This window comes from Solitalea longa (assembly GCF_002920915.1).
GTDB lineage: Bacteria > Bacteroidota > Bacteroidia > Sphingobacteriales > Sphingobacteriaceae > Solitalea > Solitalea longa.
On the sequence record NZ_PQVF01000011.1, the window covers coordinates 115,869 to 141,557 of the forward strand.

At 35.0% G+C, this 25,689-nt stretch carries 27 protein-coding genes and 1 other RNA gene; 14 read left to right on the forward strand and 14 right to left on the reverse strand.

Annotated features, from left to right (window positions below):
* The first annotated feature begins 62 nt into the window (after positions 1-62).
* Together C3K47_RS15480 and C3K47_RS15485 are read left to right on the forward strand one after the other, a co-directional pair.
* Positions 63-458, forward strand: coding sequence for a DUF1573 domain-containing protein (locus tag C3K47_RS15480; protein ID WP_103790064.1), 396 nt, complete (start codon positions 63-65; stop codon positions 456-458).
* A gap of 71 nt (positions 459-529) precedes the next feature.
* The gene (locus tag C3K47_RS15485) at positions 530-1,756 is read left to right on the forward strand and encodes a pyridoxal phosphate-dependent aminotransferase (RefSeq protein ID WP_103790065.1); all 1,227 of its coding nucleotides are present in this window, start codon (positions 530-532) and stop codon (positions 1,754-1,756) included.
* A gap of 65 nt (positions 1,757-1,821) precedes the next feature.
* On the opposite strand, the gene C3K47_RS15490 is transcribed toward C3K47_RS15485, so the two are convergent.
* Positions 1,822-2,919: a HesA/MoeB/ThiF family protein gene (locus C3K47_RS15490; RefSeq protein WP_103790066.1), complete on the reverse strand. Its 1,098-nt coding sequence runs from the start codon at positions 2,917-2,919 to the stop codon at positions 1,822-1,824.
* A gap of 265 nt (positions 2,920-3,184) precedes the next feature.
* Between C3K47_RS15490 and C3K47_RS15495 the strand changes: the two genes are divergently transcribed.
* From C3K47_RS15495 to C3K47_RS15525, 7 genes are all read left to right on the forward strand, one after another.
* Positions 3,185-3,556 (forward strand): DUF7009 family protein, encoded by a 372-nt coding sequence (locus C3K47_RS15495; RefSeq protein WP_103790067.1) that lies wholly within the window; start codon positions 3,185-3,187, stop codon positions 3,554-3,556.
* Positions 3,557-3,559: 3 nt separating this feature from the next.
* Positions 3,560-4,537, forward strand: a complete 978-nt coding sequence (moaA, locus tag C3K47_RS15500) for a GTP 3',8-cyclase MoaA (protein WP_103790068.1) — start codon at positions 3,560-3,562, stop codon at positions 4,535-4,537.
* 122 nt (positions 4,538-4,659) lie between these two features.
* Positions 4,660-5,057, forward strand: a transfer-messenger RNA (tmRNA) gene (ssrA, locus tag C3K47_RS15505).
* Positions 5,058-5,247: 190 nt separating this feature from the next.
* Complete coding sequence (locus C3K47_RS15510) at positions 5,248-6,051, forward strand: hypothetical protein (protein WP_103790069.1); 804 nt, start codon at positions 5,248-5,250, stop codon at positions 6,049-6,051.
* Between the two features lie 2 nt (positions 6,052-6,053).
* Entirely contained in the window at positions 6,054-6,506 is a 453-nt protein-coding gene (locus C3K47_RS15515; protein WP_103790070.1) for a DUF5675 family protein, read from the forward strand.
* A gap of 2 nt (positions 6,507-6,508) precedes the next feature.
* The gene (locus tag C3K47_RS15520) at positions 6,509-6,757 is read left to right on the forward strand and encodes a hypothetical protein (protein ID WP_103790071.1); all 249 of its coding nucleotides are present in this window, start codon (positions 6,509-6,511) and stop codon (positions 6,755-6,757) included.
* Complete coding sequence (locus tag C3K47_RS15525; protein WP_103790072.1) at positions 6,747-6,968, forward strand: hypothetical protein; 222 nt, start codon at positions 6,747-6,749, stop codon at positions 6,966-6,968. Before C3K47_RS15520 ends, C3K47_RS15525 begins: the two co-directional genes overlap by 11 nt.
* A 130-nt stretch (positions 6,969-7,098) precedes the next feature.
* Here the strand turns inward: C3K47_RS15525 and C3K47_RS15530 are convergent, their stop codons facing one another.
* From C3K47_RS15530 to C3K47_RS15550, 5 genes are all read right to left on the reverse strand, one after another.
* Positions 7,099-7,509 (reverse strand): DUF6943 family protein, encoded by a 411-nt coding sequence (locus tag C3K47_RS15530; RefSeq protein ID WP_103790073.1) that lies wholly within the window; start codon positions 7,507-7,509, stop codon positions 7,099-7,101.
* 272 nt (positions 7,510-7,781) lie between these two features.
* A complete protein-coding gene (locus tag C3K47_RS15535; protein ID WP_103790074.1) occupies positions 7,782-9,602 on the reverse strand; it encodes a S1 RNA-binding domain-containing protein in 1,821 nt (606 codons plus the stop codon).
* Between the two features lies 1 nt (position 9,603).
* Complete coding sequence (locus tag C3K47_RS15540; protein WP_103790075.1) at positions 9,604-9,825, reverse strand: hypothetical protein; 222 nt, start codon at positions 9,823-9,825, stop codon at positions 9,604-9,606.
* Positions 9,826-10,318: 493 nt separating this feature from the next.
* On the reverse strand, positions 10,319-10,840 hold the full coding sequence (locus C3K47_RS15545; RefSeq protein WP_103790076.1) for a hypothetical protein: 522 nt from the start codon (positions 10,838-10,840) through the stop codon (positions 10,319-10,321).
* Between the two features lie 429 nt (positions 10,841-11,269).
* A complete protein-coding gene (locus C3K47_RS15550; RefSeq protein ID WP_103790077.1) occupies positions 11,270-12,085 on the reverse strand; it encodes a hypothetical protein in 816 nt (271 codons plus the stop codon).
* Between the two features lie 397 nt (positions 12,086-12,482).
* Between C3K47_RS15550 and C3K47_RS19590 the strand changes: the two genes are divergently transcribed.
* Positions 12,483-12,638 (forward strand): hypothetical protein, encoded by a 156-nt coding sequence (locus C3K47_RS19590; protein WP_165784712.1) that lies wholly within the window; start codon positions 12,483-12,485, stop codon positions 12,636-12,638.
* A 267-nt stretch (positions 12,639-12,905) separates the two neighbouring features.
* On the opposite strand, the gene C3K47_RS15560 is transcribed toward C3K47_RS19590, so the two are convergent.
* The 7 genes from C3K47_RS15560 to C3K47_RS15590 all read right to left on the reverse strand — a co-directional run bounded on the left by C3K47_RS15560 (position 12,906) and on the right by C3K47_RS15590 (position 20,355).
* Entirely contained in the window at positions 12,906-14,600 is a 1,695-nt protein-coding gene (locus tag C3K47_RS15560; protein WP_165784713.1) for an O-antigen ligase family protein, read from the reverse strand.
* 73 nt (positions 14,601-14,673) lie between these two features.
* A complete protein-coding gene (locus C3K47_RS15565; RefSeq protein ID WP_103790080.1) occupies positions 14,674-16,077 on the reverse strand; it encodes a transglutaminase domain-containing protein in 1,404 nt (467 codons plus the stop codon).
* Between the two features lie 96 nt (positions 16,078-16,173).
* Positions 16,174-16,749 carry a hypothetical protein gene (locus tag C3K47_RS15570; RefSeq protein WP_133159398.1) on the reverse strand — a complete coding sequence of 192 codons (576 nt, stop codon included), beginning with the start codon at positions 16,747-16,749 and terminating at the stop codon, positions 16,174-16,176.
* Complete coding sequence (locus C3K47_RS15575; RefSeq protein ID WP_103790082.1) at positions 16,727-18,028, reverse strand: hypothetical protein; 1,302 nt, start codon at positions 18,026-18,028, stop codon at positions 16,727-16,729. The genes C3K47_RS15570 and C3K47_RS15575 overlap by 23 nt, the downstream gene beginning before the upstream one ends.
* A 660-nt stretch (positions 18,029-18,688) precedes the next feature.
* Complete coding sequence (locus tag C3K47_RS15580) at positions 18,689-19,402, reverse strand: SOS response-associated peptidase (RefSeq protein ID WP_103790083.1); 714 nt, start codon at positions 19,400-19,402, stop codon at positions 18,689-18,691.
* 14 nt (positions 19,403-19,416) lie between these two features.
* Positions 19,417-19,710 (reverse strand): hypothetical protein, encoded by a 294-nt coding sequence (locus C3K47_RS15585; protein ID WP_103790084.1) that lies wholly within the window; start codon positions 19,708-19,710, stop codon positions 19,417-19,419.
* A 12-nt stretch (positions 19,711-19,722) separates the two neighbouring features.
* Positions 19,723-20,355, reverse strand: a complete 633-nt coding sequence (locus C3K47_RS15590) for a hypothetical protein (RefSeq protein WP_103790085.1) — start codon at positions 20,353-20,355, stop codon at positions 19,723-19,725.
* 85 nt (positions 20,356-20,440) lie between these two features.
* Between C3K47_RS15590 and C3K47_RS15595 the strand changes: the two genes are divergently transcribed.
* Positions 20,441-20,956, forward strand: a complete 516-nt coding sequence (locus tag C3K47_RS15595) for an AbiTii domain-containing protein (RefSeq protein ID WP_103790086.1) — start codon at positions 20,441-20,443, stop codon at positions 20,954-20,956.
* 201 nt (positions 20,957-21,157) lie between these two features.
* Here C3K47_RS15595 and C3K47_RS15600 read toward each other — a convergent pair whose 3' ends face one another.
* Entirely contained in the window at positions 21,158-22,807 is a 1,650-nt protein-coding gene (locus C3K47_RS15600; RefSeq protein WP_103790087.1) for a P-loop ATPase, Sll1717 family, read from the reverse strand.
* A gap of 835 nt (positions 22,808-23,642) precedes the next feature.
* On the opposite strand from C3K47_RS15600, the gene C3K47_RS15605 reads away from it, so the two are divergent.
* The 3 genes from C3K47_RS15605 to C3K47_RS15615 all read left to right on the forward strand — a co-directional run bounded on the left by C3K47_RS15605 (position 23,643) and on the right by C3K47_RS15615 (position 25,334).
* On the forward strand, positions 23,643-24,029 hold the full coding sequence (locus C3K47_RS15605; protein ID WP_103790088.1) for a hypothetical protein: 387 nt from the start codon (positions 23,643-23,645) through the stop codon (positions 24,027-24,029).
* A gap of 341 nt (positions 24,030-24,370) precedes the next feature.
* Entirely contained in the window at positions 24,371-24,928 is a 558-nt protein-coding gene (locus C3K47_RS15610) for a YciE/YciF ferroxidase family protein (protein ID WP_103790089.1), read from the forward strand.
* Positions 24,929-25,052: 124 nt separating this feature from the next.
* Positions 25,053-25,334: a hypothetical protein gene (locus C3K47_RS15615; RefSeq protein WP_103790090.1), complete on the forward strand. Its 282-nt coding sequence runs from the start codon at positions 25,053-25,055 to the stop codon at positions 25,332-25,334.
* Positions 25,335-25,689: the final 355 nt, after the last annotated feature.

Here is a 25,689-nt window from a genome sequence, read left to right on the forward strand (position 1 = left end):
AACATTTTTGTATCATTGAAATATTAAATACAACTAAAAGAAACAACAAAAAATCAAACAGTATGAAAAAGTTATTATTGTTAGTGTTCATCATGTTTGCAGGTTTTAACCTTGCAAAAGCACAGTCGGCCGAATTTAAATTTGAAAAAGAAGTGCATGATTTCGGTAAAATCAAAGAAGGAACAGTGGCTACTTACGATTTCAAATTTGTGAATGTAGGCGATGAGCCATTAATCATTACTAACGTTACTGCTCCTTGTGGATGTACCGTTCCTAAATGGACTAAAGAGCCTGTGAAAAAAGGAGAAACCGGTATCGTTACTGTTTCATATAACAGTGCCGGCCGTCCAATGCCTTTTAATAAAAACGTAACGATCACTTCAAACTCAAAAACACCTAGTAAAGTACTTTATATTAAAGGTGAAGTTGAGCCAGCAGCTAAACCAGCCGGAAAATAATTCGGTTTGGGTTTCGTATAAAAAATAAAAAAGTCCTCTGCTTAGCAGGGGACTTTTTTATTTTTGTGGAAATGCCCAAAATATCGACCAAAGGGCTTCAAATGCCCGCTTCGCCCATCCGTAAGTTGACCCCTTTTGCTGAAAAAGCTAAAAGTGAGGGAAAAACCGTTTACCATTTAAATATCGGTCAACCTGATATTGAAACGCCTGAAGGCATGCTTAATGCCATCAAATCCATTGATTTTAAAGTTTGGGCCTATACCCAATCAGAAGGTACTGTTCAGTACAGAAATAAGCTGGCCGAGTATTATCAGCATCATGGTTATACGATCAGCCCTACTGATATCCTGGTAACCGATGGAGGTTCAGAGGCTTTGACCATCGCCATCAGTGCCTGCATTGATCATGGTGAGGAAGTTATTGTGCCTGAACCATTTTATGCTAACTACAACGCTTTCACCTGTTTATCGGACGTGGTGATCAAACCTATTCAATCTTACATTGAGACTGGATTTGCCCTCCCTCCCATCAGTGAGTTTGAGCGAATGATCACGCCAAAGACGAAAGCCATCCTTATTTGCTCGCCAAATAACCCAACAGGTTATTTATATTCCAAAGAAGAGCTCATAGAGCTTAAAGAACTGGTAATCAAACACGACTTGTTTTTAATTTGTGATGAGGCCTATCGAGAGTTTTGCTATGATGGCAAAGAATTCATTTCTCCAGGACACCTTGAGGGACTTGAAGATCATTATATTATGATCGACACGGTTTCGAAAAGATACAGTGCTTGTGGTGCTCGCTTAGGGGCAATGGTTACCCGTAATAAAGAGGTTTTTGCAGCTGCACTAAAATATGCACAGGCTCGTTTAGCACCTCCAGCCGTAGCTCAAATTGCTGCAACGGCCGCTATTGATACTCCACAAGCTTATTTCGATAAGGTAATTAATGAATATACTGAACGCCGTAATTTGCTGGTGAGCACACTTAATAAAATTGATGGTGTTTATTGCCCGAATCCGGGTGGGGCATTTTATGCCATTGTACGTTTACCTATAGATGACAGTGACCGTTTTTGCGAATGGATACTTGACAAGTTTTCGTACGAGAACCAAACCGTAATGATGGCACCTGCTACCGGTTTTTATTCAACTCCGGGAGCTGGGCGCAACGAAGTTCGTATGGCTTATGTGATCAACCAAAATGATTTGAAAAAGGCCTTGATCTGTTTGGAAAAGGCATTGCTCGAATATCCAGGAAGAATTGTTTCTGCTAAATCTGAAAAAGCTTCCTACTAAAAGAATTTGACCCTAATTTAAAACGCCATTACTTAACAGTTTGGCGTTTTATTTTTCCGGTTAGCTTAATATAATTGCATCGAATCATCCACTTCCCTTGCCCACCGATCGATACCGCCGGTAAGGTTATACACTTTCGAAAACCCTTTGCTCATTAAATCCTCTGCGGCATGGCGGCTTCTGATGCCATGATGGCAAATTAACACTACAGGTTGCTCTGAATTTAGTTCATTGATCCTTAAAGTTATTTCACGCAAAGGAATATGCACAGCCCTATCTATTTTACAGATCTCCAATTCAAACTCTTCACGTACATCAACCAATTGAATACCTGGTTCCAAAACCAGCCTTTCTGTTAACTCAACTGGTGTAATGTTATTTAGTATAAAGCTTGAACACAATGACTGGTAGTCATCAGGTTTAAGTTCGGTTATATTTTGATTTTCTTTTTTAGCCTGAAAATTGAAGATCAGGTGAGAATTATCGAGAATATTGATAACCAACATTTTGTTGAACAAGACCTCACCTGTACCGGTGAGTATTTTAACCACTTCATTTGCCTGATAGCAACCCACAATGCCGGGCAAAACTCCTAACACACCATTAGCATTACAATCGGCAACCAAGCCATTTTCAGGTGCTGAAGGAAATAAACAGCGGTAAGTAGCGCTCGCTTGATAATTAAAAACACTGATCTGCCCTTCGTACTGATGAATGGCACCATAAACAAACGGTTTGTTCAACACTACACAGGCATCATTAATAAGGTAGCGGGTTTGAAAATTATCGGTACAATCAACAACCACATCAAACAAGCTGATCAGCAACAGTGCATTTTCCACCCTTAAATGATCATTAAAAGGCAAAAGCTCAACATCGGGATTTAAGGCATGCAAACGTTCAGTTGCCACCTGTACCTTTGATTTTCCTACATCAGCTACCGAATATAAAACCTGGCGATGAAGGTTACTCTCGCTTATCAGATCCTTATCAATAATTCCAATTTTACCCACACCCATGCCTGTAAGGTATTGCAAAACAGGAACGCCTAAACCTCCAGCGCCAACTACTAAAACCGATGAGTTCAACAGTTTTTGCTGGGCTTCCTCTCCAAAGCCGATTAAAAGCAATTGACGATTGTATTTTTCTTTATTAAAATCCATTTTTCCTTAGCGATATTAACTAAAATAGCCAGAAACTACTATTCATTTGTAACTTTCATTTATGCTATTGCAACTAACTTGATCTTTAATCCAAACTTCTAAATAAAATCCTAAAAACAATCCATAAAATCAATCCAAAACATTTTAAAAATCAAAAAACATTCAATATTCAACCAAGTTAGATGATCAAGATCATGATTTACCAAAATCAATATCGCTAATTGTATTCAAATGATTTATATTAGCCTTATTCTTATAAAGGGATATGAAAATCAGAATAAAAGCAAATACGATCAGGTTTCGATTAGACAAAAACGACATTTTATTGATCAATGAAAGCGGGCACACAAAAGAAGAAACATCAATAGCGAATGGCAAACTTCATTTTTGTATAAAATCAAAGCCTATTGAAACTGCAGTTATAAAGCTCGATCCATTTTCTGTTCACCTTTTAGTGCCTGAAACGCAACTACTCAACTGGAGTAAAAGTGATGAAAACGGCTTGTATTTAAGCTTAAAAAACGATGATCAATCGGAATTAAAGATCGCTATTGAAAAGGATTATAAATGCCTGACCGAGCGAAATGAAGATGAAACTGCATCATTTGATAATCCTTTATCGGCTCATAACTGTTAAAACATGCTGATCGATAAATTCGGACGTGAGATAAACTACCTGCGATTGGCCATTACCGACCGTTGTAATCTGCGTTGCAGTTATTGCATGCCCGAACACCAGCATTTTTTGAATCGTGAAGAACTGCTTTCATTCGAAGAAATTTTGTTTTTGACAGATTCCTTAAGTAAAGCCGGTATTAATAAGGTAAGAATCACGGGTGGGGAGCCTTTTGTGCGCAAGGACACAGCCTATTTGATTCGGGAGATCTCAAAAATTGAACGCATCAACCAGCTTTCTATAACCACCAATGGGGTTTTAACCAATCAATATTTAAATGAACTGCAGGACGCAAATGTTTCAGGAGTTAATTTGAGTTTGGATACCTTAAACCCTAAAAAGTTTTTTGCTTTAACTAAGCGCGATGAGTTTGATTCGGTTCAACGATCGTTTCATTCGTTAATTAACCATGGTTTTAATTTGAAATTAAACGTGGTGGTTATGAACCATTTTAACACCGATGAGATCTATGATTTTATTGAGCTAAGCCGGAATCATCCTATTAGCATTCGTTTTATTGAAGAGATGCCTTTTAACGGCCAGGGAAATGATTATTCGGGAATTACATGGAACTACACTACCATTTTAAATCATATAGAACAACACTATAAGCTGGTTAAACTCCCAGAACAGGCTAATGCCATTTCATTTAGTTATCGTGTTGAGGGTTTTGCCGGAACGATTGGCATTATCCCAGCTTACTCCCGTTCATTATGCGGAAGCTGTAACCGATTACGCGTTACACCTACCGGCGGATTAAAGCTTTGTTTATACGGGAAAGATGTACTGAACGTAAGGGATTTAATTCGCTCGGGCATCAGCGAACAAAACCTTATCAGCACCATCCAAAACGTTGTTTTAAACAAGCCAATAAATGGCTTTGAGGCTGAAAAGCAAAACGATCTCCCCATTCACGAGAGTATGTCAATGATCGGTGGGTAAGTTCCATCGAACGTTTTTTATAAATCCCCCTTCCATTTAAAACAGAAAATAAAGACAAAGGCAATCACATCCGCACTTGCTAGAGAGCAGCTAATGCCCTATATTTGCAACCTTACACAAATGGGCTCGACCGGAATTGACAGGGTGGAAGATTTGTGTGTAAGCATGCCAGGCGTTGTTGGGAGTGCCTGTAAAAGAAAACCTTCAATCTATAAACGGCGAAAATAACTACGCTCTTGCTGCGTAATTTTTACAGATGTAAAAATCACTTTTATCTGGCATAGTGCCAGAGGCAAGATGTTCCCCAAAAGCGCAATCCTTCCGCGTTTGACCAGGGGGCACTAAAAAGAAGGAATAAGGTTAGTAACGCTTCGCAGCTAACCCGACAATTAAAGAAGCTAAGCTGTAATTAGCCTGTAGGCGGGCAGGTTACGGTCGAAAATTAAACACCAACTAAGCACGTAGAAAGCGCAACAAATCCCATGTTTGGACGAGGGTTCGAATCCCTCCGGGTCCACAATTTAATTTAAAAAACATCATTTAAACGCCAAAAAGAGCCGTTTCAAGGCTCTTTTTTATTTGGGGTACAACATAGGTACAACATTTTAAAATATTATTTCTTTGCATCCTTCTGTGCTTTTTTGCACTACTATAATTTTCTAAAAACCTTACCCCTCCCCTTTCTTTGTCATAATCAAATATTTAAATCTATGGCAAGACAAAAAGGCTCCTTAAAGTATGTGGGCACCCTGGGCGATATCCGCCACTTCAAAATCAAAGGTCAAAAAGGTTACTTTGCCGGTATGGTTGGCGGTCCAACTGGTGAGCAAGTAAAAACTGCTAACGAGTTCCGTCGAACCCGCGAAAACATGAATGAGTTTGGCGGTTCGGCCAAAGCCGGTAAATCGTTGAGAACAGCATTTGCCTCATTACTTAATTCAATGTCTGATCCGCAGCTAACTGGCCGGGTAACTGCGGTAATGAAAAAAATCAACCTGGAGGATCAATCAGAAGCTCGTGGTTACCGCGCTATCCTCATTTCTCAGCAACCTCAGTATTTATTGGGTATTCAGTTTAATCGCAAGATTAATTTTGACACCGTGTTTAATGTACCGTTTACTGTAACTCCTGCAGTTAACCGTTTAAGTGCCGATTTACAAGTGGAAGCATTTGATCCGTTTAGCAAGATAAGAGCTCCCTTAGGTGCTACCCATTTTAAAGTAGTCCTGGCATTAGGTGTGGTTTCGGATTATGCCTATAATGAAGCTACAAAAACTTATGAGCCTTTGGCTGCAGCGGAAAACGAAGCTTCGGCCGTAGCAATCTCTGATTACCAGGATTTGAAACAAGCGGTACCAGCTTTGAACTTAAGCACAGCTTTATCAAACTTGGCAACGGTTTCAACCGATGCAACTGTAATGGCTGCTATTGGGGTAGAATTCTACCAGCAAGTTGGCGCCAATTACTACTTGTTGAGCGGAAGCAATGCGTTAAAACTGATTGCTACCTTTTAAAGATGGCACTTATTGAACTTAAACGAATGGCTCAGGGAAAATCATCCACCCTGAGCCATTTATATGTTAACGGAATTTTTGCGTGTTATCTTTTAGAAGATGCGATACGTAAAACTAAAGTACCAGGTAAAACGTGCATACCGGAAGGTTCTTACAAACTCCTGTTAAATACATGGGGAGGCATGAACTTGGATTACCGAAAGCGATATCCAATAATGCATAAAGGAATGATCGAGATCTCGGGCATCCCTAATTTCAAATCGGTCTACCTGCATATTGGCAATACCATTAATGACACTGCAGGTTGCCCGCTATTTGGTTCCTGGTATAATTTGGTGAATGACGAATTTGAAGTTTACCAATCACGCCTGGCTTATGAACGCATCTATCCCGTACTAACAAGAATCGTTGCTGCTGAATCTGTTCATTTAACAGTTACCAATCAACACCTCTAATTATGTCAGAACTTGGAATTTTCTTTGGGTCCTTAATAAGTTTGCTCCTTTCGGTAGTAGCCTATTTCATCCGACAGCTGCATACTGATTTCAGAAAAGTAGAACGCGATTTATCAGAAGTAAAAACCACTACCTCGCTGATCAAATCTGAATTTAAAAACGGTTACGATCTACTAAACCAGAAAGTAAGTTATCTGGAAAAACGAATTGAAATTTTAGAACATCAACAATTTAAAAACTATGAACACTGATAAAAAAATTACCCTGGTTGACCGGGTAAAGTCTCCAACTCCTAAATTCTTCCGCAAGGTCCGCACAATTGGTCTTATGATTGGCGCTATCGGCGGAGCACTATTGGCCGCTCCTGTTGCACTGCCTGCCGTGGTTGGAACCATTGCAGGTTATCTGGCAACAATTGGCGTGGTGGCCTCGGCCGTCAGCCAAACGGCTGTCAGGGATTAAACAAATACTTAATTGATTTAAAACAAAGTCCTGGGCTTACCACTCAGGACTTTTACTTAGCGGCCTAGCCGGATATGAAATATGTATGCTTTACATAAGGCTTAAATGTTGTTTAAGGCATTAAGTGGCCTTAGCGCAGCAGTTTGTATAGCAATACCTTTTTAGCTTCTTTAATGAGCTTAATTTGGCTTTCTATGATTTTACTGTGTTGGTTAAGGGATCGAATAACCGAAACGCTCTGCTTGAACTCTAATGGTTTTTCATTGATTTTGATTAGAGCGGTTTTAATGACTGTTGATAGATCATCTAACCGGATAAAAGGAATAACTGAACCGGTTATGAATGGCAGAAAATAACCGCCCTGCCAAAGACCAAAACATAGAGTGAAAAGCTGCTCTTTTTCTTGTTCATCCTTACAAATACAGGTAAAGCAATTTGGGCAAGGATTTTCTAACGGTTTTCCTGAATTGCAGCCTTTTGAAAGTAGATAGAATTCAAAGGTTGACTTGGCGTTTTTCTGAGAATAGGTTTTGAGGCGCATAACTTGAGTTTTAAAGTTTTGCGCTTCGCGCTCTAATTCTAAAAGAGAGAAAGAAAAAACTAGAAAAAAGAAAAGAGAAAGCCGCTAGTTTAGGGGCGCGGGTTAGCCTCCAAAAGGAAACGGAATAAATGGGCTTGGGGGCAAAGGCCTTGTGGGTTTATGCCGTAGTCTTTTGGAGGGTATAAGAAAGGGGCTTATGCAAGCCCCTTAACTTTGGTGTATCTTTTATTTTTGGAAATTAAGCCCTTATAATTAACGAGTTTGTGGGCGCGTTATTTTTTGTTTCTTTTAAGGTCTAGTCGAATACGTTGTTTTGCTATAAATACTTTTGATACATATACGTCAATACCTTGTCCTACTACTACATTTTCATGAAAGTTTTTGTATTCATGACCAGCTGCTTCTAAGGATTCTTTTGGAATAATACCAAAAAAATTATTAGCTAACTTAACTTGTAAATAGTGGGGAGTAATATCAGTAACCTTTCCATTAAAGTCCATTCCAACTTTTAAACTTTCATGTATTTTTGGCCAAGGGTCAGATTCAATTTGTCTCAGACTACAAAATACCTTTTCGTTTTCATCGTCAACATTCAATACTTTAACCCTTTGCGTTGTCCCGATAAGTTCTCTACTTTGATTGGGTGTTAGAAAGAACCACGATATTTCATCTGTGGGGATATAAATTTCCAGTTTGTTTTGATAAACAGCTTTAAAATTAATTGAATTAAATGAGCTAATGACTACTTCAATTGTTTCATTTGTTTTAGGTAATTCAATTTGTGTCCAAGGGTTGTTTTCGTCTGTTTTCATGGTTAAATAAACCATGTTGGCAGATTTATCAATTTTCTTAATTACGAAATCATATTCCTGATTTTTAACTAAAACATCTTCGCAACTTACGATACTTATCCACGAGCATTCATTTCTCTGAATGTAAGCTCTCATTCCTAAAACATTTACTAAAGTCTCATTATGAGATATATCATCTACAATCCCTTTTACTTTAGAACCTTCATGAAGATTGTATTCAAGTAGTTTTTGCTCAAATGATTCATCAGCAAATACTTCATTCTTTGTTAGTATTGCAATTTTAAGGTCTCTTTGACCAGGGTACGATTCCTTGTAGTATTGAGCTTTTACAACTTTTTTTATAAAAATTCTTTCATGGTTATCTAATGTAGATAAAAGTCGTTTGAAGAAATCAAAAGCAGGAGGGAATGATATAACGTAGATTGACTCACTTCCTTTATCAAGGTTAATTTTAAGTCTTCTCAAATATGGCTTTAATCCTTGTGTATCTGCTCGCTGAGCCTTAGCAAGTAAAATGGTACTCACTTTAAAAGGTGAATTAAGATATTCCAATTGGATTTCTTGACCGACTTCTCTATTGACTATTTTTAATAAGTATTCGAGAAATAGCAAGGTTTGTTCTGAATAATCAGTAATATCATTATCTGCGAATAATCCTTCACTAAGGAGTTCTAGCTCATTTATAAAAATTGGCAGTAGAAACCCATGGTCGTCTAGTGATTGTAACTTAATTATTAATGCATTAATTTTTGAATCAATTTCAGTTTCAGGGTCTAAAAAATATTTTTTAAATGTCAACTTGCCATGCTTACCAAGTTTGTTAGATAGCTTTTTCAGAATAGCCAAATCAATCGACTTCTCACAAGTTTTATTGATATTTTTTCTAATTAAGGGACATACAACATGAGGTAAAGCTGTATGAACAGCTGCTAATATATTTCTTGTTTGGTCATCCTCCTCCTTCATTCTTAGGATTAACGTGCCGTTTTCGGAAAGAATGGGATCGTTAACCTCTTTAACCCATTTTACCTTTAAATTATACCTTTCAGTATGGGTAAGTTGGGAGAATATAGATGAATTTAAGAACTCATTTGCCTGGGAGGACACTTTTGATGATATGTGCTCTTTTGAAAACCACTTGAATAGTTTAAAAAAAGGCTGGGTTATAATTGCTTTTAACTTATTGGCCCTTTCCGGTTCTTGTATTATTAAATACAGAATAACCAAAAGGAAAGTAGGAACTAAACCGATTTTTAAAATCTCTTTTATTATTTGATCCATCTTATTTTTCAGTTGAGTTATCTACACAGTCAGCCTCATCGCAAAATAATACAAGTTTATTTTCGACTACTTTTAAAGCAAATAAATTGTCCCAAGTGATTAGCTTGCAGCAATTAACACAGAACAATTTGCCTTCTTGAAGGTCTTCAAGTATGCCAAGGTCACTGAGGACTTGTTTTAAGTCTTTTTCGTGGATGGCTGGAATGTCAATTTTTTTATCCATAGTGTTTTCTTTTAAAATTCCCGCTAACAATTAAATAGACGCAATAAAGCTGCACCAATTAGTCTTTCAGGGTTGAATTACGCTAAAATACTTAATTGTTTTTGCTGTGCAAGGGTTGTGGAAAAACGAAGGTAAAGCAGCCTTGAGCGTGTGTTGGCCTTGTGGCGAGAGCCGCTTGCGAGTGGAGGGAATGAGGGGAGCAAACGACAGCCCAAGGAAAGAGGGCGGTTTGCAACCTATGAAGAAAGGCCGTGACTTTTGGAAGTCGAGGTTGTGAGCAGGCAAAGGCTTTGAGAATTTATACAGGACGCTGCTGGATGGAATAAGTTGACAAAGTATGAAGTATCGAATATTACTAATATGATTCCGAGATTGGATCAACCTAAGTTTGATTGAAAATAGTTTCAAAGTCGCTAAAAGAGGCTTTTCATTTATTACCACATCCAACCCCACTTATAGCAGTTCGAATTTATTTAGTGTCTGAAACTATTGTTTAGGTTGCGATTGTATTCCAAAGTTCCTTTTTCAGGCAGAGTATTCGGTATTCTAAAGTTGGAAAATCAATTTCGTTCCGTCCCATTAATTCATTAATATAAGATTCTGTAATGTTTTTCCACTCTGATGGTATTGTTTTCTGATTTGTATTATAATATACTACAAAATTTGGGTTAGGGCTAGCTCCAAAATAGAGAATACGATCAAGATCATTCGCCAATAATGAAATCACACGATACAAATAATCAAAATTTAAATCATCGGTTTTATCCGTAAAATCCTGACTAAGGTCATTAATAATATATTTTAATTGCTCCTCAGTTTTATATTTTCTTAGTTTGACTTCGGTTTTATAAGGGTCATTGAAGAGATCATTAGTATTCTCCCGTAACAGATGAGAGAGAGTCTTAAGCTCTTCAATATCATTGGATTCATTGAAAAGGTCTATTCTACCATTAATTCCCTCCATTTTATCTCTTAGCATGTAACGAGCTTTGATTAAACTAATTTCATTATTCATAATTAAATTTCTGATTATTAACAAAATACAAAATTAGAGAAACTATTCAATTGATTTTTTTCTACAACACCCTCAATATATTTAGGCCCTGTTAGAATTGATCCTTGATAAGGCAAGTTATAGCGTAGAGCTCTAAAGCTTTTTGAGTTTATGTCGTAGTCTTTTGGAGGGTATAAGAAAGGGGCTGTGTAAGCCCCTTAACTTTGGTGTATCTTTTATTTTTTGAAGCAGAACAACGGTGCTATCTACTTTTTGTATTAGGCGGGGCTTGTATAAGCCCCTTTGCGACAGCCGCAAAATGAGACAGCTAGATAAAAAACTACCAATGATTTAATGATGTTCATATTTGAGTTTGTTCGAAGAGTTAGCTCTAAAATTACCAACCCTTAATTTTTGAATGGTATTTTCTAAAAATAAAAATGATTAGGTTTAATAATATACATATTCACGCCTTATCTGTGAACTACCACTGTATTTATAATTAGAATAGGCGGTGAAATTAATGGGCAAGTAATCATTATTAATTTCTAATACCCGATTGATTGTACTTAATATTTCGCCTGCTTCGTTTTTCTCGATTTCTTCGATGCAGTTATTAGGTGAGTAGTACTTACTAAAATCAAATATGTCTTCAAGCTTATATTTAGGATTTATGTTGTTGTCATATTTGTATTCTTTATAGAAGGTTGTAATTTGATCATTAAAAAAATCTTTTTTCTCTTCTGATATTATATTCCCCCTGCTATCGTGATCAAATTTATATTTGGTTATTATTTCCATAGAATCTGAATATACATTACAGGAAACAAGATTTCCGTTTACATCGAAATACAAAACCACTTTCCTGCCATACATAGTTGTACTACTGCCATGTAATGATCCATGAGCGGGGTCACCCAATACCTGTTCGATTTCAATTTGTCCATTTCCGATATAGTTTAATTTAAAGATTTGGGTGAGAATTAAATCCTTAGCTAAACCATTCCAACTATAATTTTCAATTTGTGTTAGCTGCTTATTTTTATAAAAATATTCATGTCTTTCAGATATTCCTTGATCGAATTGGTATTCATATTTTTTCAAGGTGTTATCATTGTTGTAATAAAATATTCTGACTTGATCGGCAGCACGGTGATAAAATTCTTTATACAGTTTATTATGATGGGAAAGCTCAGTTACTTGGTCTTTTTTGCAGCTTGCAAATAATGTGGCACATACGATAAATATCCAGAAAAGATTTTTCATGGTCTTTGATTAGTGATAGGTTAAGCGGTGCAAGTATAATAACTAAAAATTAATTTTTATGTGATTTGGTGGGTGGCCGGCTATAAGCAGGTAAAACAGCCCTGAGCGTGTGTCGGACTTGTGATGCGAGCCGCTTGCGAGTGGAGGGAACGGTGGGAGCAAACAGCAGCCCGAGGTACGAGGGCGGTTTGCGACCTATGTAGAAAGGACGCGGCTTTTGGAAGTCGAGGTAATGTATGGGCAAAAGCCTGGCGGCCTGAACTACACAAGGGTTGGCGGACTTTTTGCCCTTCGACTGCGCTCAGGGTGACGCTTGGCAAAAAGTATGACAACCCGCAGCCTGACCGACCAGCAGGCGAGCCTAAACACGAGCAGCGACCGGGATGGTAGCGGCTGAATGGATGGAGCCGAGGAACGAGGCGCAAGGAATGAAGCGGCTGCCAGCACGGAGAGAGCTGCTATGACGAATGAGGAGCCGAAAGCAATGGGTATGACAGCCTGCCGCCTGGCACCCGAAGGGTATAAAGTGTTAATGCTAATTGTTACTTTATAGGCTGGCGTACCCATTGCCGGCGACAATTGAGGAATGCCTATTTACCTGTCGTGGGATGGGTTTAATCTATTACAACTTACTGAATAGACGAAATCTTTGGTTGCATTAGTTCCACGAGGTGATTCTAATACTTAACCCTTCGTATAACGAGGGGATTCTAATCTAAAACGAAAGAATACAAATACACTTTAGTTTTATTAATAATCAACATTTTAAACGGAACAAGCAGCCATTAAAGAAAGTACACTAAAGAAAACTGTACAATTATTATTTAGCCTCATTTAGATAATCTAATGCATTTGTTTTAATCTCTTTAACCTTATCCGAATAAACTTTTATTGGCAATTGATAAATTTTCAATGCCATTTCTGTCGCTTTTTTTGATTCTCCAGTCTCTTTATATAGTTCAAATAGGTGGCTTAAAGGTGTAAAAAGATTAGGCACCATATAATGTGCCGTTATGAATTCCTTTTCGGCCATATGATAATTTTTTAATTTTTTATAATTATTGCCAAGAATTATATGCAGATCCGAACTATTAAAGAATTTTTCGGTTTTATTGAGTATTAAACAACTCTCTTTGTAATATCCACCCGCTGATAATTCGGCTCCATAATTGAACAAAAAAGCGCCATTATTATCTAACAAAGAGTAAATATTTTTGTAATCTAACCATGATTGTTTTTCACGAAACAATAGATTTTGTTGAGCATGCTGCCAAATTCTAATGGCCTTTAATTTCATGGAAACGTTATAAACCATAAAAACAAGTACAAGACAGAAGAAACCTTTACTCAAGCTATTAATTGGCAATTTATAAGTTAGGAATTGATTTTGTTTCTTTTCATAAAATGAAATAATTGAGATTGAAAGGAAAAACAATAAGGAAATTGGAATCGTGCTAAATGGATAGGAAAAAAATGCGAAAATCAATATTGTTATTGTAACCGATAAGGGGACAATCAATTGCTCACAGGTATCATTTTTTGTTAGTATTAGTTTAATAACTCCATATATAAATACAACAAATAACATAAAACCTGTAATGCCATACTCTATAAGAATTTTTAAATATTCATTAAAAGTGAAATAATTCATTCCTGCCAATCGTACTTCCTCTGAAGAGCCCTGCTGGGATTGAAAATATGCTGCTTGATATTTACCGTACTCGACTCCAAATTTTTCATATCCAATTCCAAATAGTGGATGTTCTTTAAAAATACTCAACGAAATCTTCCAAATAAATATCCTACCTAAAGATGAATCCATTTTTAGCTGGAATAAAAAAAACAAAAACAGTGATAAAAATGCAATAGCAATACATGTCAAAATTTTTTTGTTTACCAGTGCAAATGGCTTCATATTTTGAAACCATAGGTTTTTTGCCATGAACAAAGTTCCTACGATACTTGCTATCCATGCCGCTCTTGAACCAGAAAGCACAATAGCAGTCAGAATAAATAAGCCAATACAAATCAAACTATAGTAGAACATTTTCCTTTGAATGTATTTGTTACAATAGTAGATAAGAATTGGTGGCCCCACAGCAAGAAACCCACCATAGGGGCCAGGATTGATAAAGGATCCTGTAATGGTAAAAAAAATATTGGCGGGAGAAATTACACCAACATATTGTAAAACTCCTTGGATTGCCTGAGCGAAAAGAATTAATATAAGCCCTAACCAAATCAGGTCTAAATTTTCCTTATTATCAATTGAAAGCTGCGCAATAAAGAAAAATAAAAAATAACCAATAAAGACATATATTTTGTCCGTAAATGGTTTGCCATTTAGAATTATTGAAAGGATTATATAACTAGTAAACACAATAAATAGCATATCAATTTTTCCAATCGATATGTTATTTATTCTAAATCCGGTAATTCCAATAAAACCTATTAGCAACAAGCTTATTACCAATATCCATGGACAATACTGGATTGACCAATAATCTCCATTCATATTAAAAAGTATGGAAATGAATATTATTAAAAGGATCCCGAAAGCATGTATTTTACGATGGGGCGTTAAAAAGCTAATGCCAAATTTGCATATTGTTTTCATAGGTAAATATCCTCTCTAAATCTTTTCCATTAACTTTTACTACTCTTAATAAAGCGTTATCTGGAACTTTTGTATAGGTCAAATAAGATAATCCCTTTTTATCTTGTAGTGTTGTTTTAGTCTCTAATTCAATCCAAGAATTATTTTTAAAAAAAGATAGGCGGTAATTTGTATTCGGAAGTAAACCATTGTCATTATGACCAATACCCTGACTGGAGCCAATATGGTAGATTTTTATACACCTTGAACTAGTTTCAATAGGATAAAACGCCTTCCTATTACCAGATTTTTCAAGGATGAATGGTTGCCCGGTAAGAACTAGGGAATTATTATTATAATAAGCTGTATTGTACACTATATTCCTGCCGATTTGATCAAATTTCACTATGCTATTAGATGCTATTTTTCCCCAAGAAATGGGCTTCCATTCGCCATTATTAAAAACGCAGAGATAAGCCACTTTTTGGTCAAAAACATTATTTAATTGAACTTTAATATTACTTACCGAAGTCCTTTCTGATGTAACGTCTTCACCTGTAATAGCAAAAAAAGTAGAGGGAATATCATCAATCATTAATCCTAATTTTTTAATTTTTTCTGACTCCGGCTCAATTGATGAATAGGTTGTTCTATAAACCTTTGCTGCAAAAAATCTAAAAGTATCTTCAGTTAATGGCGTAAATCGATTTGAATCAGTTAGAAATACTGCTTCTACATGACCCATGTTTCGTCCTCCCCAGAAAGAGACATATTCTTTAGCAGCAGGTATATTATTAGCTCTGAATGCATAAATAAGAGTATTGGCTATATCTCCACAGACTCCAGATTTATTTTTTAAAATATTAGATAAACTTTGTGTTTGAACGATGGGATAATAATCACTTTTATAAGTATACCAGTTTAATATATCCTTTGCAATTAGTCTAGCATTCGCTTTCATATTGAAAGAGTTCTTAGAAAAGTGCTTATATCGCTCGTAAAAATACTTTCTCCAATCTTCAACTTTTTCATTTCCAACTCGATAAGGCAAAATATATTTACAAAATGTTTCGAATGAGATTTCATGCTTCCATTTACTCAACTCCCAAATAACAAATGCATTATTGAGGTCTGAAATAATAAAATCGCTTTTAACATTTTCCACATCTGAATGAAATTGTTTAACGCTATCAAGATAACCCTTGTTCCCCATGTATTTTAATAGGAAATCTGAGGCTAACCGTTTTTGAGAAGATTCTTCAAAATTATCTCTGATTTTGATTAGTTCCTTCTTATTCTCACGGGCTAGGTGAATATTTTTATCAATCAAATTATCGCTTGAGCGGTGACAAGCAACAAGAGAAATTGCTACAAGAAAAATTAAGCTATATTTCATTTCATGGGTTTAAAAATACTCCTATTACAGTTAAAAAAAGGAAGTGATATAAAAGTTCACTTCCTTATAATATCAAATAAGAATAAAAAGTTATAATTAATGAGTGATTTTAAACCTCTCAATAATTATTGGGTTTAAATAATAATCTTTTGTAAGGTTCTCAGAACCATAAATGGCTATATCTTTGGATATGGCTTTTAGTTCTTCATTTATTTTACAGTTATTATTATCATAAATTAAAACAATAATAGGTAATGATACTGTACAGTTTACCAATTGTTTTTCTTTAATAAACGACTGCAACCAAGAGGTATCCAACTTTAGTATTTTTTTATAAGTGGTATCCCGCTTAGTAATTGAAGTGGTATCTGTATTATTAATATATTTGAAAATTGCATCTTTTATTTCATCAGAACTTCCAACAACATCAATTTTAAAGAGTTCTCCCGAGTTATTTATCTCAAAAACTAGTTTCAAAAAATTAATTGAACAACCTTTTAAGGGCGGAACTTTTAATCCTATACTAAATTGTTTATAAAATTCTTCTTTATTGTATTTTTTATCCTGAGCTTTTGAATTCTTAGATAAAATCGTTCCTATCATTAATAATAGAGAGAACATATAAATAGTTCTATAATTTCTACTATTTTTAATTGCATATTGGTGTTCCATAAGTTTGATTTTTATATTTTTGGTTTATTTGCAGAATAAACTGCGCTTTTTGAGGATAGTGAGTTTGTAGATAAACCCATGAAATAGTTTCTTGTAATCCACCCCAAGCTAAAGCCTCCGCATACTCATAAGGTAAATCTGGAAAACGTTCATGTAATGCAATACTCATTTCTTCAATGCAACTTAAAGCCATATCATAATGATCTAAAATATCATCTTTGCCTTTCACCCTTAAGATAGCATGTATTGCTTCATGGTACACAGTTGCTGCTACATATTCCTTAGATGAAAGTGGTAAAGTAGTGTCGTTAAGATAAATATCTACATTCCAAGTAGAATTAATCTTCACAGGTTCAGCATGTCCATCAACCTCAGGATCCATGGGAGATTCATAAAATCGAAGATTTATATCATCATTAATGTTAAATTGACTATATAAAGTTTGTATTATCTCATTTTTTAATCCTTGTGAAATAGCCTCATCTACAGCTTGTTTAACACATGGATTTGAAATATTATTTAATATGTCGCTCTGATTGTAATAATTCCAATATTGGACCCAATCCTCGTCTTTCATTTCCGGTTCCACATATGAGTACCAAGATCCTCCACTTGTAGCTGGACTATTATAGACTTCAGTATACGTCCACCACAAATAACTTGGTGGAGATATAATTGGGAAAGGATTTATCCACATTGGACCTGTATAAGTAGATGTAACAGTTACTTCTGGCAATTCATATATTTCATCGCCAATGGCCTGAGTCTCTATATCAGAATTTTTATGAGTTTTTCTTGGTATATATCCTTTCCTAGTAATTTTACCTTTTTCTATAAGTCTACCGCTAAGACTATAAATTTTTAACTCATCCATTACATGTGCTTCCGTACTTAACGAATATTCTTTTATTGCACCATATAATTTGTTGTCAATCACGTTGATCACTAATTCACGATAGACTCCTTTAACTTTGTCAAAATAAACCGGTAAAGCCATGTAGTCAGTACCGTTCCTAGTCTTTGCTTTAATAGCTAATTTCCAGTAGGGTTTGTTTTGTTGGACAAAATCTTTAATAAAGTCTTCTGAATTTCCTTGGGCTTCATTTTTAGAAAAAGAATTTTCATTATTAGTTTGATCTGAATACCAGGTTTTGACCTGATCAATAATTGGTTTGTCTGGATCAATTTCAATCGGATCCTCTTTTTTACATGAGGAAATTCCAATAATAATTGTGGCGAAGAATAAGAGTACGCCTGATAGCAAATGTTTTAGTTTCATTAAAATAGCAGAATTTAATTAATAATTAATTTTTTCAATTATGCTTAACTTATAACATAATTGAAATGGACAATCCTACGATTTATTAGATTATTCTACGATTTTACCATTATTAAACCTCTCAGTAACTATTAGTTAATTATTAAATACAAAACGGGAAAATTTAAATAACCAACCACTCTAAACAAATAGCTAAAGTGGCCCACAACTTAAAAGAAAAAGAAAAACACTGTGATACAAAAAAGGTTCAAAACAGAGTTTGATAGATGAGGAATTCAGGAATAAGTTTTATTTTCAATTAATCCTATCTTGTATTTATTTGGGACCGAAAAGAAGAATAGTATGGATTAGAACCGAATGCGTGTACGTGGATTTCAAAATCATCATCACACACTCGATGAACATGGGATTATTAAATCTTTTGTTAATGGATTTCCCTCTTCTTATTTAAAGAAGTTTAACTGCACAGTTTTGTAGCCGAAGTGCATAAACCCCAGGTGTTTTTAGGACTCTGGTACAAACCTTAATATTGCTAATCTGAAATTGTTCCCACTTTTCAAAAGAAACAAACGGACCGTCTGCGCGGATAATTTCATAGAGTTTGTCAATGTCATTTATTCATAATTTTAAATTTTTGAGAATCTCCGACAACTAGACTGTTCAATTCATCAACAAAGCCAACTCCGGATAATCGACTCTTTCAAATACTTTGGGAGTATTGGCATCCTCTGAAAAAATCACTTTTTTATCAACTGAAAATGCGAGTGTCCGCTCATTTTCATATGGAAGTAAGAGGGATTTAATCTCTTCAATTGCCAAATCTTGTTTTAGCCAATTATCTTCCAATACCATTGGCATAATCACCGGCATTCTCTTCTTCGTGTTATGGATCTTCTCCATAATTGGATTAGCCGCGGTGGTTAATATGGTGTAGGCTTTACGTTCAATTCCTTCTTTGTCTTTCCAGTGGTTATAAATACCGGCGAAACAAAAGATGGGTTCATCAATGGCAATATGAAATGGGTATTTCTCTTTACCCACATGCATCCATTCATAAAAACCGGTGGCCGGTATTAAACATCGTTTATTTTGGATGTTTTTCTTATAAGTGGCCTTTTCAAATATCTCTTCCGAAATAGCATTTAAGGTATTGTATTTCCGTTCGTTTTCTGCGGCAAATGCATTAAATGGACCCCATTGGTAAAGCTGAATTAATTCAGGTTCTTCCTGGGTAATTACCGGCATTAATGGGTGAGAAAATCCATTGGCCTTAAAAACAGGCTTATAGTTTTGTTCATCTTCTTCTTTCATTTTCCGTTTAAACCGCACCTTCATGTCTTTGGAGGCAGCGTCATTTTTATAATTATAGCACATAGCTTACAAGTGTTTTAATTTAAGTGTTCAGGATTTATTAGCCATCTAACCGGATAATCACCATTTACAACCGACTTAACTGTTTCATCATTAATTGACAAAACATATGGACTGTTTGCCAAGGGGCCATCAATTTTATTAATTATCGGAACAATTACAAATACAACTTTATCATCGGCCTCCATTTCCGTTGGATCAATCGCATAAATGGTTTCTAAATAATTACAACCTTTATTAATCAACCGATTGTGAACTTCGCCATTATACTCTATTAAAATATCCAATTCTACATTCTCCAAAATTTTCATTGCATTTAAGTTTTAAAAATCGCTATAACTAAAATCTACTCCATCTCTTGGATTTGGATTTTCCATTTGCTCACCAATACTAGGAATTTGGTTACCTGGTATTGGCGCATTCATTAAACCGATACTTAATACTGAGTTATTATGTGGGTTGATCTTAAAATTAGGAATTAGCGCCCGAAATTCGCGCGTATGTGGGTTGAAAAATAAATTACCCATGATGTAGTTCCCTTCATAAAAAATTTCGGCATAACCCATTGGATTGCCGGGATTACCATTGTAATTCATCATTAATAAATTTTTAACAGTAATTGTTTTGTCATACACCGCTAACCGTATGTTGTAAATTATTGTAGGTGCCGGTGTATTATCAATTGGCATCTTACCATATCTTGCTAAGCGTGGGTTTTGAGCCGTTTTTCGAAAAGTTTTACCTAAGGCTGTGCCAATTATTTTAACCAAGTCCTCCGGTATCTGGTGTTCTTCTTCAATGAACCAACCATCTGTTTCCGGGTATGTTTCTACGTTTTGCCTAAAGGTGTACTTACTTCCTTTTGAGTATACAATGTAAAATTTCGACCAGTTGTTACATAAATATTCCCTCTCATACTTTTTTCCTTTATAAATGAATGTAATCTTGTCGCTCATTGAATACTAAATTTATTAGCAAAGTTGAATACTGATTTTTAGTATTGCAAGAAGTTTCTTTAATTTAGATTGGATGTAGAATTGTATGCACAAAGAATTATTATTGGATTTAACAAAAGGAAGAATTTTAGTTTCGGATGCCTTAGAGGTAATTATGGATATTGATGATGTTGTTAACGACATTGATTTTCATAATTGGGTAAAATTAGAAATTGATGGGTATGAAAAAATTGATAGGGCATTAATACCGGATTATAGATGGGTTGAAGCTGATATTATTTTAGTTGGACCTAATAATTCAAATGATGAAATTCATACAGTACTTGAAATACCAGAGGAACATTATTTTCAGCTAGGTTATATGCCTATAAAACATTCCATTGCAACCATAGAAAATGAGCTGCTATATAATAATGATGAATACAAAAAATATCCTTTGACTGAATTTGAAGTACAAGGCTTTTCAATAGCGAGTTACGGGTGGTTTTATAAAAAAGGAATTGAAATACAAAGTGGATACAGAAGATGTTTGATTAAAAATTTAGAGGTTGTAAGGAATGGGGTAAAAGATAGACTTATTCAGCAATTGACAATAAAATAAAACAACCTGCCCGAATAATGAGCAGGTTCACATCTACCTATGAGTTACGCTTGGAAGCGAGTCAATTCTAATTTAAAATTTACTTTTAATTATTTAATGACAAAAAAGTTATTTTGTGATTATAAATGAAATATGTTTTATCTAGGAGCAATCATTTGACCAAAAAATGTGCTAAAAATCAATTTTGTAAAAGGCATTATGTTATTCTAATTCTTTTGTATTTATTCTCAATGCTGAATAGAAGGCTTTATGAACATAAATTTTCGAATCATTGCTAATTTCATTTTTGGTTAATGCGTAGGTCTTGTCAAAAAAGAATTGCACCGGAGCTGTAGGACCTTTCTTTATACCAATAATCCCAATTAAGTATAAGAGGAATAGTAATTCTTTTAAAAACGAATTAAATTTAGTTTCATCTGACTTCCATTTTTGTATAATAAGTAATAAATCACCTCGGAATTTTTTCTCTAATTCCTCAGAAAAATAAATATTTATAAATTCATCTTCCTTAATATTTCTAACATTAAAACCATTGTATTTTGCCTCTAAAAACTTATATATCTCCCTAATATTACCATAGTTTTCACCCCATTCATCCTCAATCGCCTGAAGTCTATCCACTGAATAAGAAATTTCTGCTTTTTTTATAATATCGAGTGTGAAATGTGATTTATTATTACTGTTTTCAATAGTATGGTTCACATAAGAGATTACATCTCTAGGTCGATAGAAGGTTCTTTCAAGCATATATTCAAAACCTGTAAGACCTTTTGCATGTTTATTGTAAATTTTTTCAAAAGCTTCTTTTACTGATAAAGTGTTTTCGGAAATTATGTCCAATCGTTTTTCTAATAAAAGATTCAACTCCTCAGAAGTCCATTGAAGTTCAACATATAAAGGCTTAAATTTTTCCCTTTGTCCGCCATTATGTTTAAAACCAGCAAAAATCAATTGATATAAATTATCTCTTAGTGAAATAATAATTTTTGCACCCTTAAATACTTGAAACTCCTTAATAACCTCGATCATTGCACCGATCATATCATACCTAATATTTGTAGGAACCCATTCTTTGTCTAGGTCATCCACAATGATAAAATGCTTTCTTTGGGAATCAACAAAGATCTCATCACGGAGTATATTTATTATATCATGAATTTCTTCCGCTAAAACCTCACTTATCACATGTTCTGCTTTGTTTTTAATTTCTGAAACGGTTTTATCCTCAGAAGAATTATTGGCATTAGATTTAAAGACTAATGATTTTAAATCGACACCTATTTCGTCAGTGAATTTTTTTTGTACACTACTTTCAATCTCTTTAATCCTCTTTTCGGTATCAAGCCAAAAATCGTTGCTACATGTTTCTAAATATTTAATGGCCTTTTCACGTTTCGCATTCCCTTTCTTTCCATTAAGTTTTTCTATAATGTTGTTAAACCAGTTTTGTTTTTTTTGTTGATCGTCCCTGAAATAAAGCTTTAATAGCTCAATTACAAAAACATGTTTCCACAAAATTTTATAGAAAAAATTTAAATTTACATCAATGGCTCTGAAATAATTTAAAATTGTTGAATTAGAAAGAAACCTTAGCGACATGGCTTCGGGTTCAATCCTTATTACTTTTTCTTGGCTGTTTTCAATATACCTAAGAATAGCAGATTTACCACTACCAGTACGACCAATAACAATTGATCGTTGATTATTCATATCTATTAACGCTTTTAATGCGTCATTTTCAATAAAGGCATTTAGTAACAGATTATCAGTTTCAGCATCCGGGGAACCGATTTCTTGATATTGTTGAAATTTAAACTTCTTTGTTTGATTAATGCTTTTCTTTTTGCTCATTTAATTGCAGCTGTATTTTACTAATATTCCTAATGATTGATTTTAGATATTAAAAGGCAAAATAATGAAAATGAGCGAAGAGTTTTATAAATTATAAATACTATAATTAACGTTTGCAATTTTCAATGCGCATATATAGCCTTTGCAAACTTGTAAACGTGCAAACGAAGTGTATTTAGTTGATATTCAATTTTTTAACAAGTGTAAAATTTCTTTACTTTCCTGATGTTTGCAAAGTGTGGAGAATGCACCGTTATGCCCAATGAGGTTTTTCGGATTTGTATGATTTGCTTAATTCGTTTTTCTAAAGTGCGTGGCTTGCAATCGAAATCTTCGGCTAATAATTCAAATAATTATTGCTTGTTCATAGGTTCAGTTAGGGTACAACTCATGAAGTCGCACATTTCTTCAAAATCGTGTTAAAATAAAATAACCTGCCCATATTAGTATAAATGAACAGGTTAACATTTATCAAGTAAAACATACCAGCGAGGGGGCTGGTGTTTTTCAATGATTTTATACACAAATAATGCCAATGGAAGTATGATTAGGTTATAAATAGTTGAACAATTCCCGTGAATGTTGCTGTTTCAGATAATCTACAAACTGTGTAAAAATTGAAGTAGGATCTCCTAAATGGTTTTCCTCTCATGCAATCTTAACATCTATTTACCCCAAGCCTGCCCTTTTGAAGCTTAGCATAAGGCCAGTTTCACTCACATAATAAATTGATCCCAGCAACATTGTGGATTCCACTTCCCGTAGAAGGATTCTCTCCCCATCTCCATTGGCATGATGATTTCACTATCGATACTATTAATAAATCTTAAAATTTATGCAACTAGAACAACAAGGATTGGGTGGTGGTCAGACCACTACCAATCAACCTGGCACCAATCAACAGGGCACGAATCAACCAGGCACAAATCAACCTGGTACCAATCAATCTCGAATGAATCAACCGGGTACCAATCAATCTGGCACGAATAACCCTTATCCTTCGAGTGAAGAGGAAGAAATTCGTCGGGAGGGTCAAAATCAAACAGGTATTAGAAATCCCGAAAAAAATTCAGATACCTCACAAGAGAATGATCCAACTCGTGAATATCAAAATAGGATAACACCAGAAGATGATAAGGATAAATTGGAGGAAGATCCAGAAAATGAAGACGAGCTTCAGGATCGTTCGGGTGAAGAGGGGGCCAATAGAGGAGGGATTTAGATGTCACCATGCATGAGAGACCTCAGAGCAAACCTGAAAATGTAGTTAATTGACCCAAAACGTATAAGCTCTCAACGATTCTGCCCTAAATGAAAACTTGCCCACTGGGTTTGGGCTAAAAAATGCCCTAATCATCACCTGCCCTTGATTTAAATGTACAGGTAATTAATGCGATATAAGTGATTTTGGGGAATTAATACAAGAATTTCATATTGTAAATTACGATTATTTAAAATGAAAAGATAGATCAATTATCACCCTGGGGAATTACTACAACATTGGTTAATTGGTTTGAGCGTTCTAATTCAGTTTCTATGTTGAATATTTAAATTAAAAAGATCATGGAAAAGCAAAATAAATCAAACGGTTCTCAAGAAGAAACCATGCAAAAACAAAAAGGTATGCAATCTTCGCAGCTCATGCAATTATTTGAGGATGAATTAAAAGATATTTATTGGGCTGAAAAGGCCTTAACGAAAGCCATTCCTAAGATGATAAAGAATGCTACTTCAGCAGAACTTATAAAAGGATTGGAATTTCATTTGGAAGAAACCAAAGAACAAGTAAGTCGGGTTGAACAGGTTTTTGAAATCATCAAAAAAAAGCCTGAAGCTGTAAAATGTGAAGCCATGGCAGGATTAATAAAAGAAGCGGAGGAAATAATGGAAGAATGTGAAAGTGGTGCTATGTGTGATGCGGGGATCATTTCGGCGGCTCAAAAGGTAGAGCATTACGAGATCGCCACGTATGGTACGCTCAGGCAATTCGCTGAAACCCTTGGATTAGCAAAAGCAGGAGATCTGTTGGAGGCGACACTGCAGGAAGAAAAAGCCGCAGATCAAAAATTAACGGAGGTGGCTACCCGGGCAGTTAATGTTGAGGCCGCATCCAAAAAGTAAGACAAAAAAAGTAGGAATGAATCTTTGAAGTTTAAAGAGCAGTGAAATACACTGCTTTTTTTGCTGTTATTTACATTTCGGTGGTGCATTTTTATTAAATTTGAGTCTACCTAAATGCAACCACATGAAAGATTTAAAACCTTTCGATATAGTCCTGACTTATGAAGGTTTAAATTATCCTGCCCAAGTAACACCAATTGATGAACATGATTTAGATGTAACTGAATTTGAGATCACCTTTGAAGATCGCAAGTTTTGGGTTTATTGGGTTAATAATACAAATGTGGAAAGCCCCTTGGTACCGAGTGATTTTGTTCCAGATGGCCAATCCTTTAGAGGTAAAGAAATGCTTTATAATTTGATTATAGCGGAATTATTAAAGGTTTTAAATGATACCTTAATGTAAAGGAGTGTCATTTCATTGAAGTTTATGTAGAAAGGTTTTTTATTGAGGGTGTGCGCCCGGCAAAGGTTGTACCTTTTCGACAATATGCTCTGCAATAGATCGACTTTGAACGGAATCTTTTTCCAGTTTCAAAATAGTTTCTATGTTTTGATGAACCCGAACGGGTGGAAACGGATCATTATCCATCATTATGCTGGGTTTGAGTCAGTATAACGTCTCATATATTGTTTAAAAGCTGGCTTATAGTTTGGGATTTCGGGTCCTATTTTTTTGTTGTCGCCTTCAGTTTTTAACCGTTTAGTTTCCCTCTTATCTGAAAAAAAATAAGAGATTAGCTCATTTTTATATCGCCATA

What these genes read in the sequence shown, in the direction of transcription:
- C3K47_RS15595 (WP_103790086.1), top strand. Translation starts at nt 20,441, where the DNA reads ATGCACAAAGAATTATTATTGGATTTAACAAAAGGAAGAATTTTAGTT.
- moaA (WP_103790068.1), top strand. Translation starts at nt 3,560, where the DNA reads ATGCTGATCGATAAATTCGGACGTGAGATAAACTACCTGCGATTGGCC.
- C3K47_RS15485 (WP_103790065.1), top strand. Translation starts at nt 530, where the DNA reads ATGCCCAAAATATCGACCAAAGGGCTTCAAATGCCCGCTTCGCCCATC.
- C3K47_RS15515 (WP_103790070.1), top strand. Translation starts at nt 6,054, where the DNA reads ATGGCACTTATTGAACTTAAACGAATGGCTCAGGGAAAATCATCCACC.
- C3K47_RS15565 (WP_103790080.1), bottom strand. Translation starts at nt 16,077, where the DNA reads ATGAAATATAGCTTAATTTTTCTTGTAGCAATTTCTCTTGTTGCTTGT.
- C3K47_RS15615 (WP_103790090.1), top strand. Translation starts at nt 25,053, where the DNA reads ATGAAAGATTTAAAACCTTTCGATATAGTCCTGACTTATGAAGGTTTA.
- C3K47_RS15560 (WP_165784713.1), bottom strand. Translation starts at nt 14,600, where the DNA reads ATGAATGGAGATTATTGGTCAATCCAGTATTGTCCATGGATATTGGTA.
- C3K47_RS15580 (WP_103790083.1), bottom strand. Translation starts at nt 19,402, where the DNA reads ATGTGCTATAATTATAAAAATGACGCTGCCTCCAAAGACATGAAGGTG.
- C3K47_RS15525 (WP_103790072.1), top strand. Translation starts at nt 6,747, where the DNA reads ATGAACACTGATAAAAAAATTACCCTGGTTGACCGGGTAAAGTCTCCA.
- C3K47_RS15610 (WP_103790089.1), top strand. Translation starts at nt 24,371, where the DNA reads ATGGAAAAGCAAAATAAATCAAACGGTTCTCAAGAAGAAACCATGCAA.
- C3K47_RS15530 (WP_103790073.1), bottom strand. Translation starts at nt 7,509, where the DNA reads ATGCGCCTCAAAACCTATTCTCAGAAAAACGCCAAGTCAACCTTTGAA.
- C3K47_RS15550 (WP_103790077.1), bottom strand. Translation starts at nt 12,085, where the DNA reads ATGAAAAATCTTTTCTGGATATTTATCGTATGTGCCACATTATTTGCA.
- C3K47_RS15590 (WP_103790085.1), bottom strand. Translation starts at nt 20,355, where the DNA reads ATGAGCGACAAGATTACATTCATTTATAAAGGAAAAAAGTATGAGAGG.
- C3K47_RS15605 (WP_103790088.1), top strand. Translation starts at nt 23,643, where the DNA reads ATGCAACTAGAACAACAAGGATTGGGTGGTGGTCAGACCACTACCAAT.
- C3K47_RS15520 (WP_103790071.1), top strand. Translation starts at nt 6,509, where the DNA reads ATGTCAGAACTTGGAATTTTCTTTGGGTCCTTAATAAGTTTGCTCCTT.
- C3K47_RS15600 (WP_103790087.1), bottom strand. Translation starts at nt 22,807, where the DNA reads ATGAGCAAAAAGAAAAGCATTAATCAAACAAAGAAGTTTAAATTTCAA.
- C3K47_RS15575 (WP_103790082.1), bottom strand. Translation starts at nt 18,028, where the DNA reads ATGAAACTAAAACATTTGCTATCAGGCGTACTCTTATTCTTCGCCACA.
- C3K47_RS19590 (WP_165784712.1), top strand. Translation starts at nt 12,483, where the DNA reads ATGGATGGAGCCGAGGAACGAGGCGCAAGGAATGAAGCGGCTGCCAGC.
- C3K47_RS15480 (WP_103790064.1), top strand. Translation starts at nt 63, where the DNA reads ATGAAAAAGTTATTATTGTTAGTGTTCATCATGTTTGCAGGTTTTAAC.
- C3K47_RS15570 (WP_133159398.1), bottom strand. Translation starts at nt 16,749, where the DNA reads ATGGAACACCAATATGCAATTAAAAATAGTAGAAATTATAGAACTATT.
- C3K47_RS15535 (WP_103790074.1), bottom strand. Translation starts at nt 9,602, where the DNA reads ATGGATCAAATAATAAAAGAGATTTTAAAAATCGGTTTAGTTCCTACT.
- C3K47_RS15490 (WP_103790066.1), bottom strand. Translation starts at nt 2,919, where the DNA reads ATGGATTTTAATAAAGAAAAATACAATCGTCAATTGCTTTTAATCGGC.
- C3K47_RS15540 (WP_103790075.1), bottom strand. Translation starts at nt 9,825, where the DNA reads ATGGATAAAAAAATTGACATTCCAGCCATCCACGAAAAAGACTTAAAA.
- C3K47_RS15510 (WP_103790069.1), top strand. Translation starts at nt 5,248, where the DNA reads ATGGCAAGACAAAAAGGCTCCTTAAAGTATGTGGGCACCCTGGGCGAT.
- C3K47_RS15585 (WP_103790084.1), bottom strand. Translation starts at nt 19,710, where the DNA reads ATGAAAATTTTGGAGAATGTAGAATTGGATATTTTAATAGAGTATAAT.
- C3K47_RS15495 (WP_103790067.1), top strand. Translation starts at nt 3,185, where the DNA reads ATGAAAATCAGAATAAAAGCAAATACGATCAGGTTTCGATTAGACAAA.
- C3K47_RS15545 (WP_103790076.1), bottom strand. Translation starts at nt 10,840, where the DNA reads ATGAATAATGAAATTAGTTTAATCAAAGCTCGTTACATGCTAAGAGAT.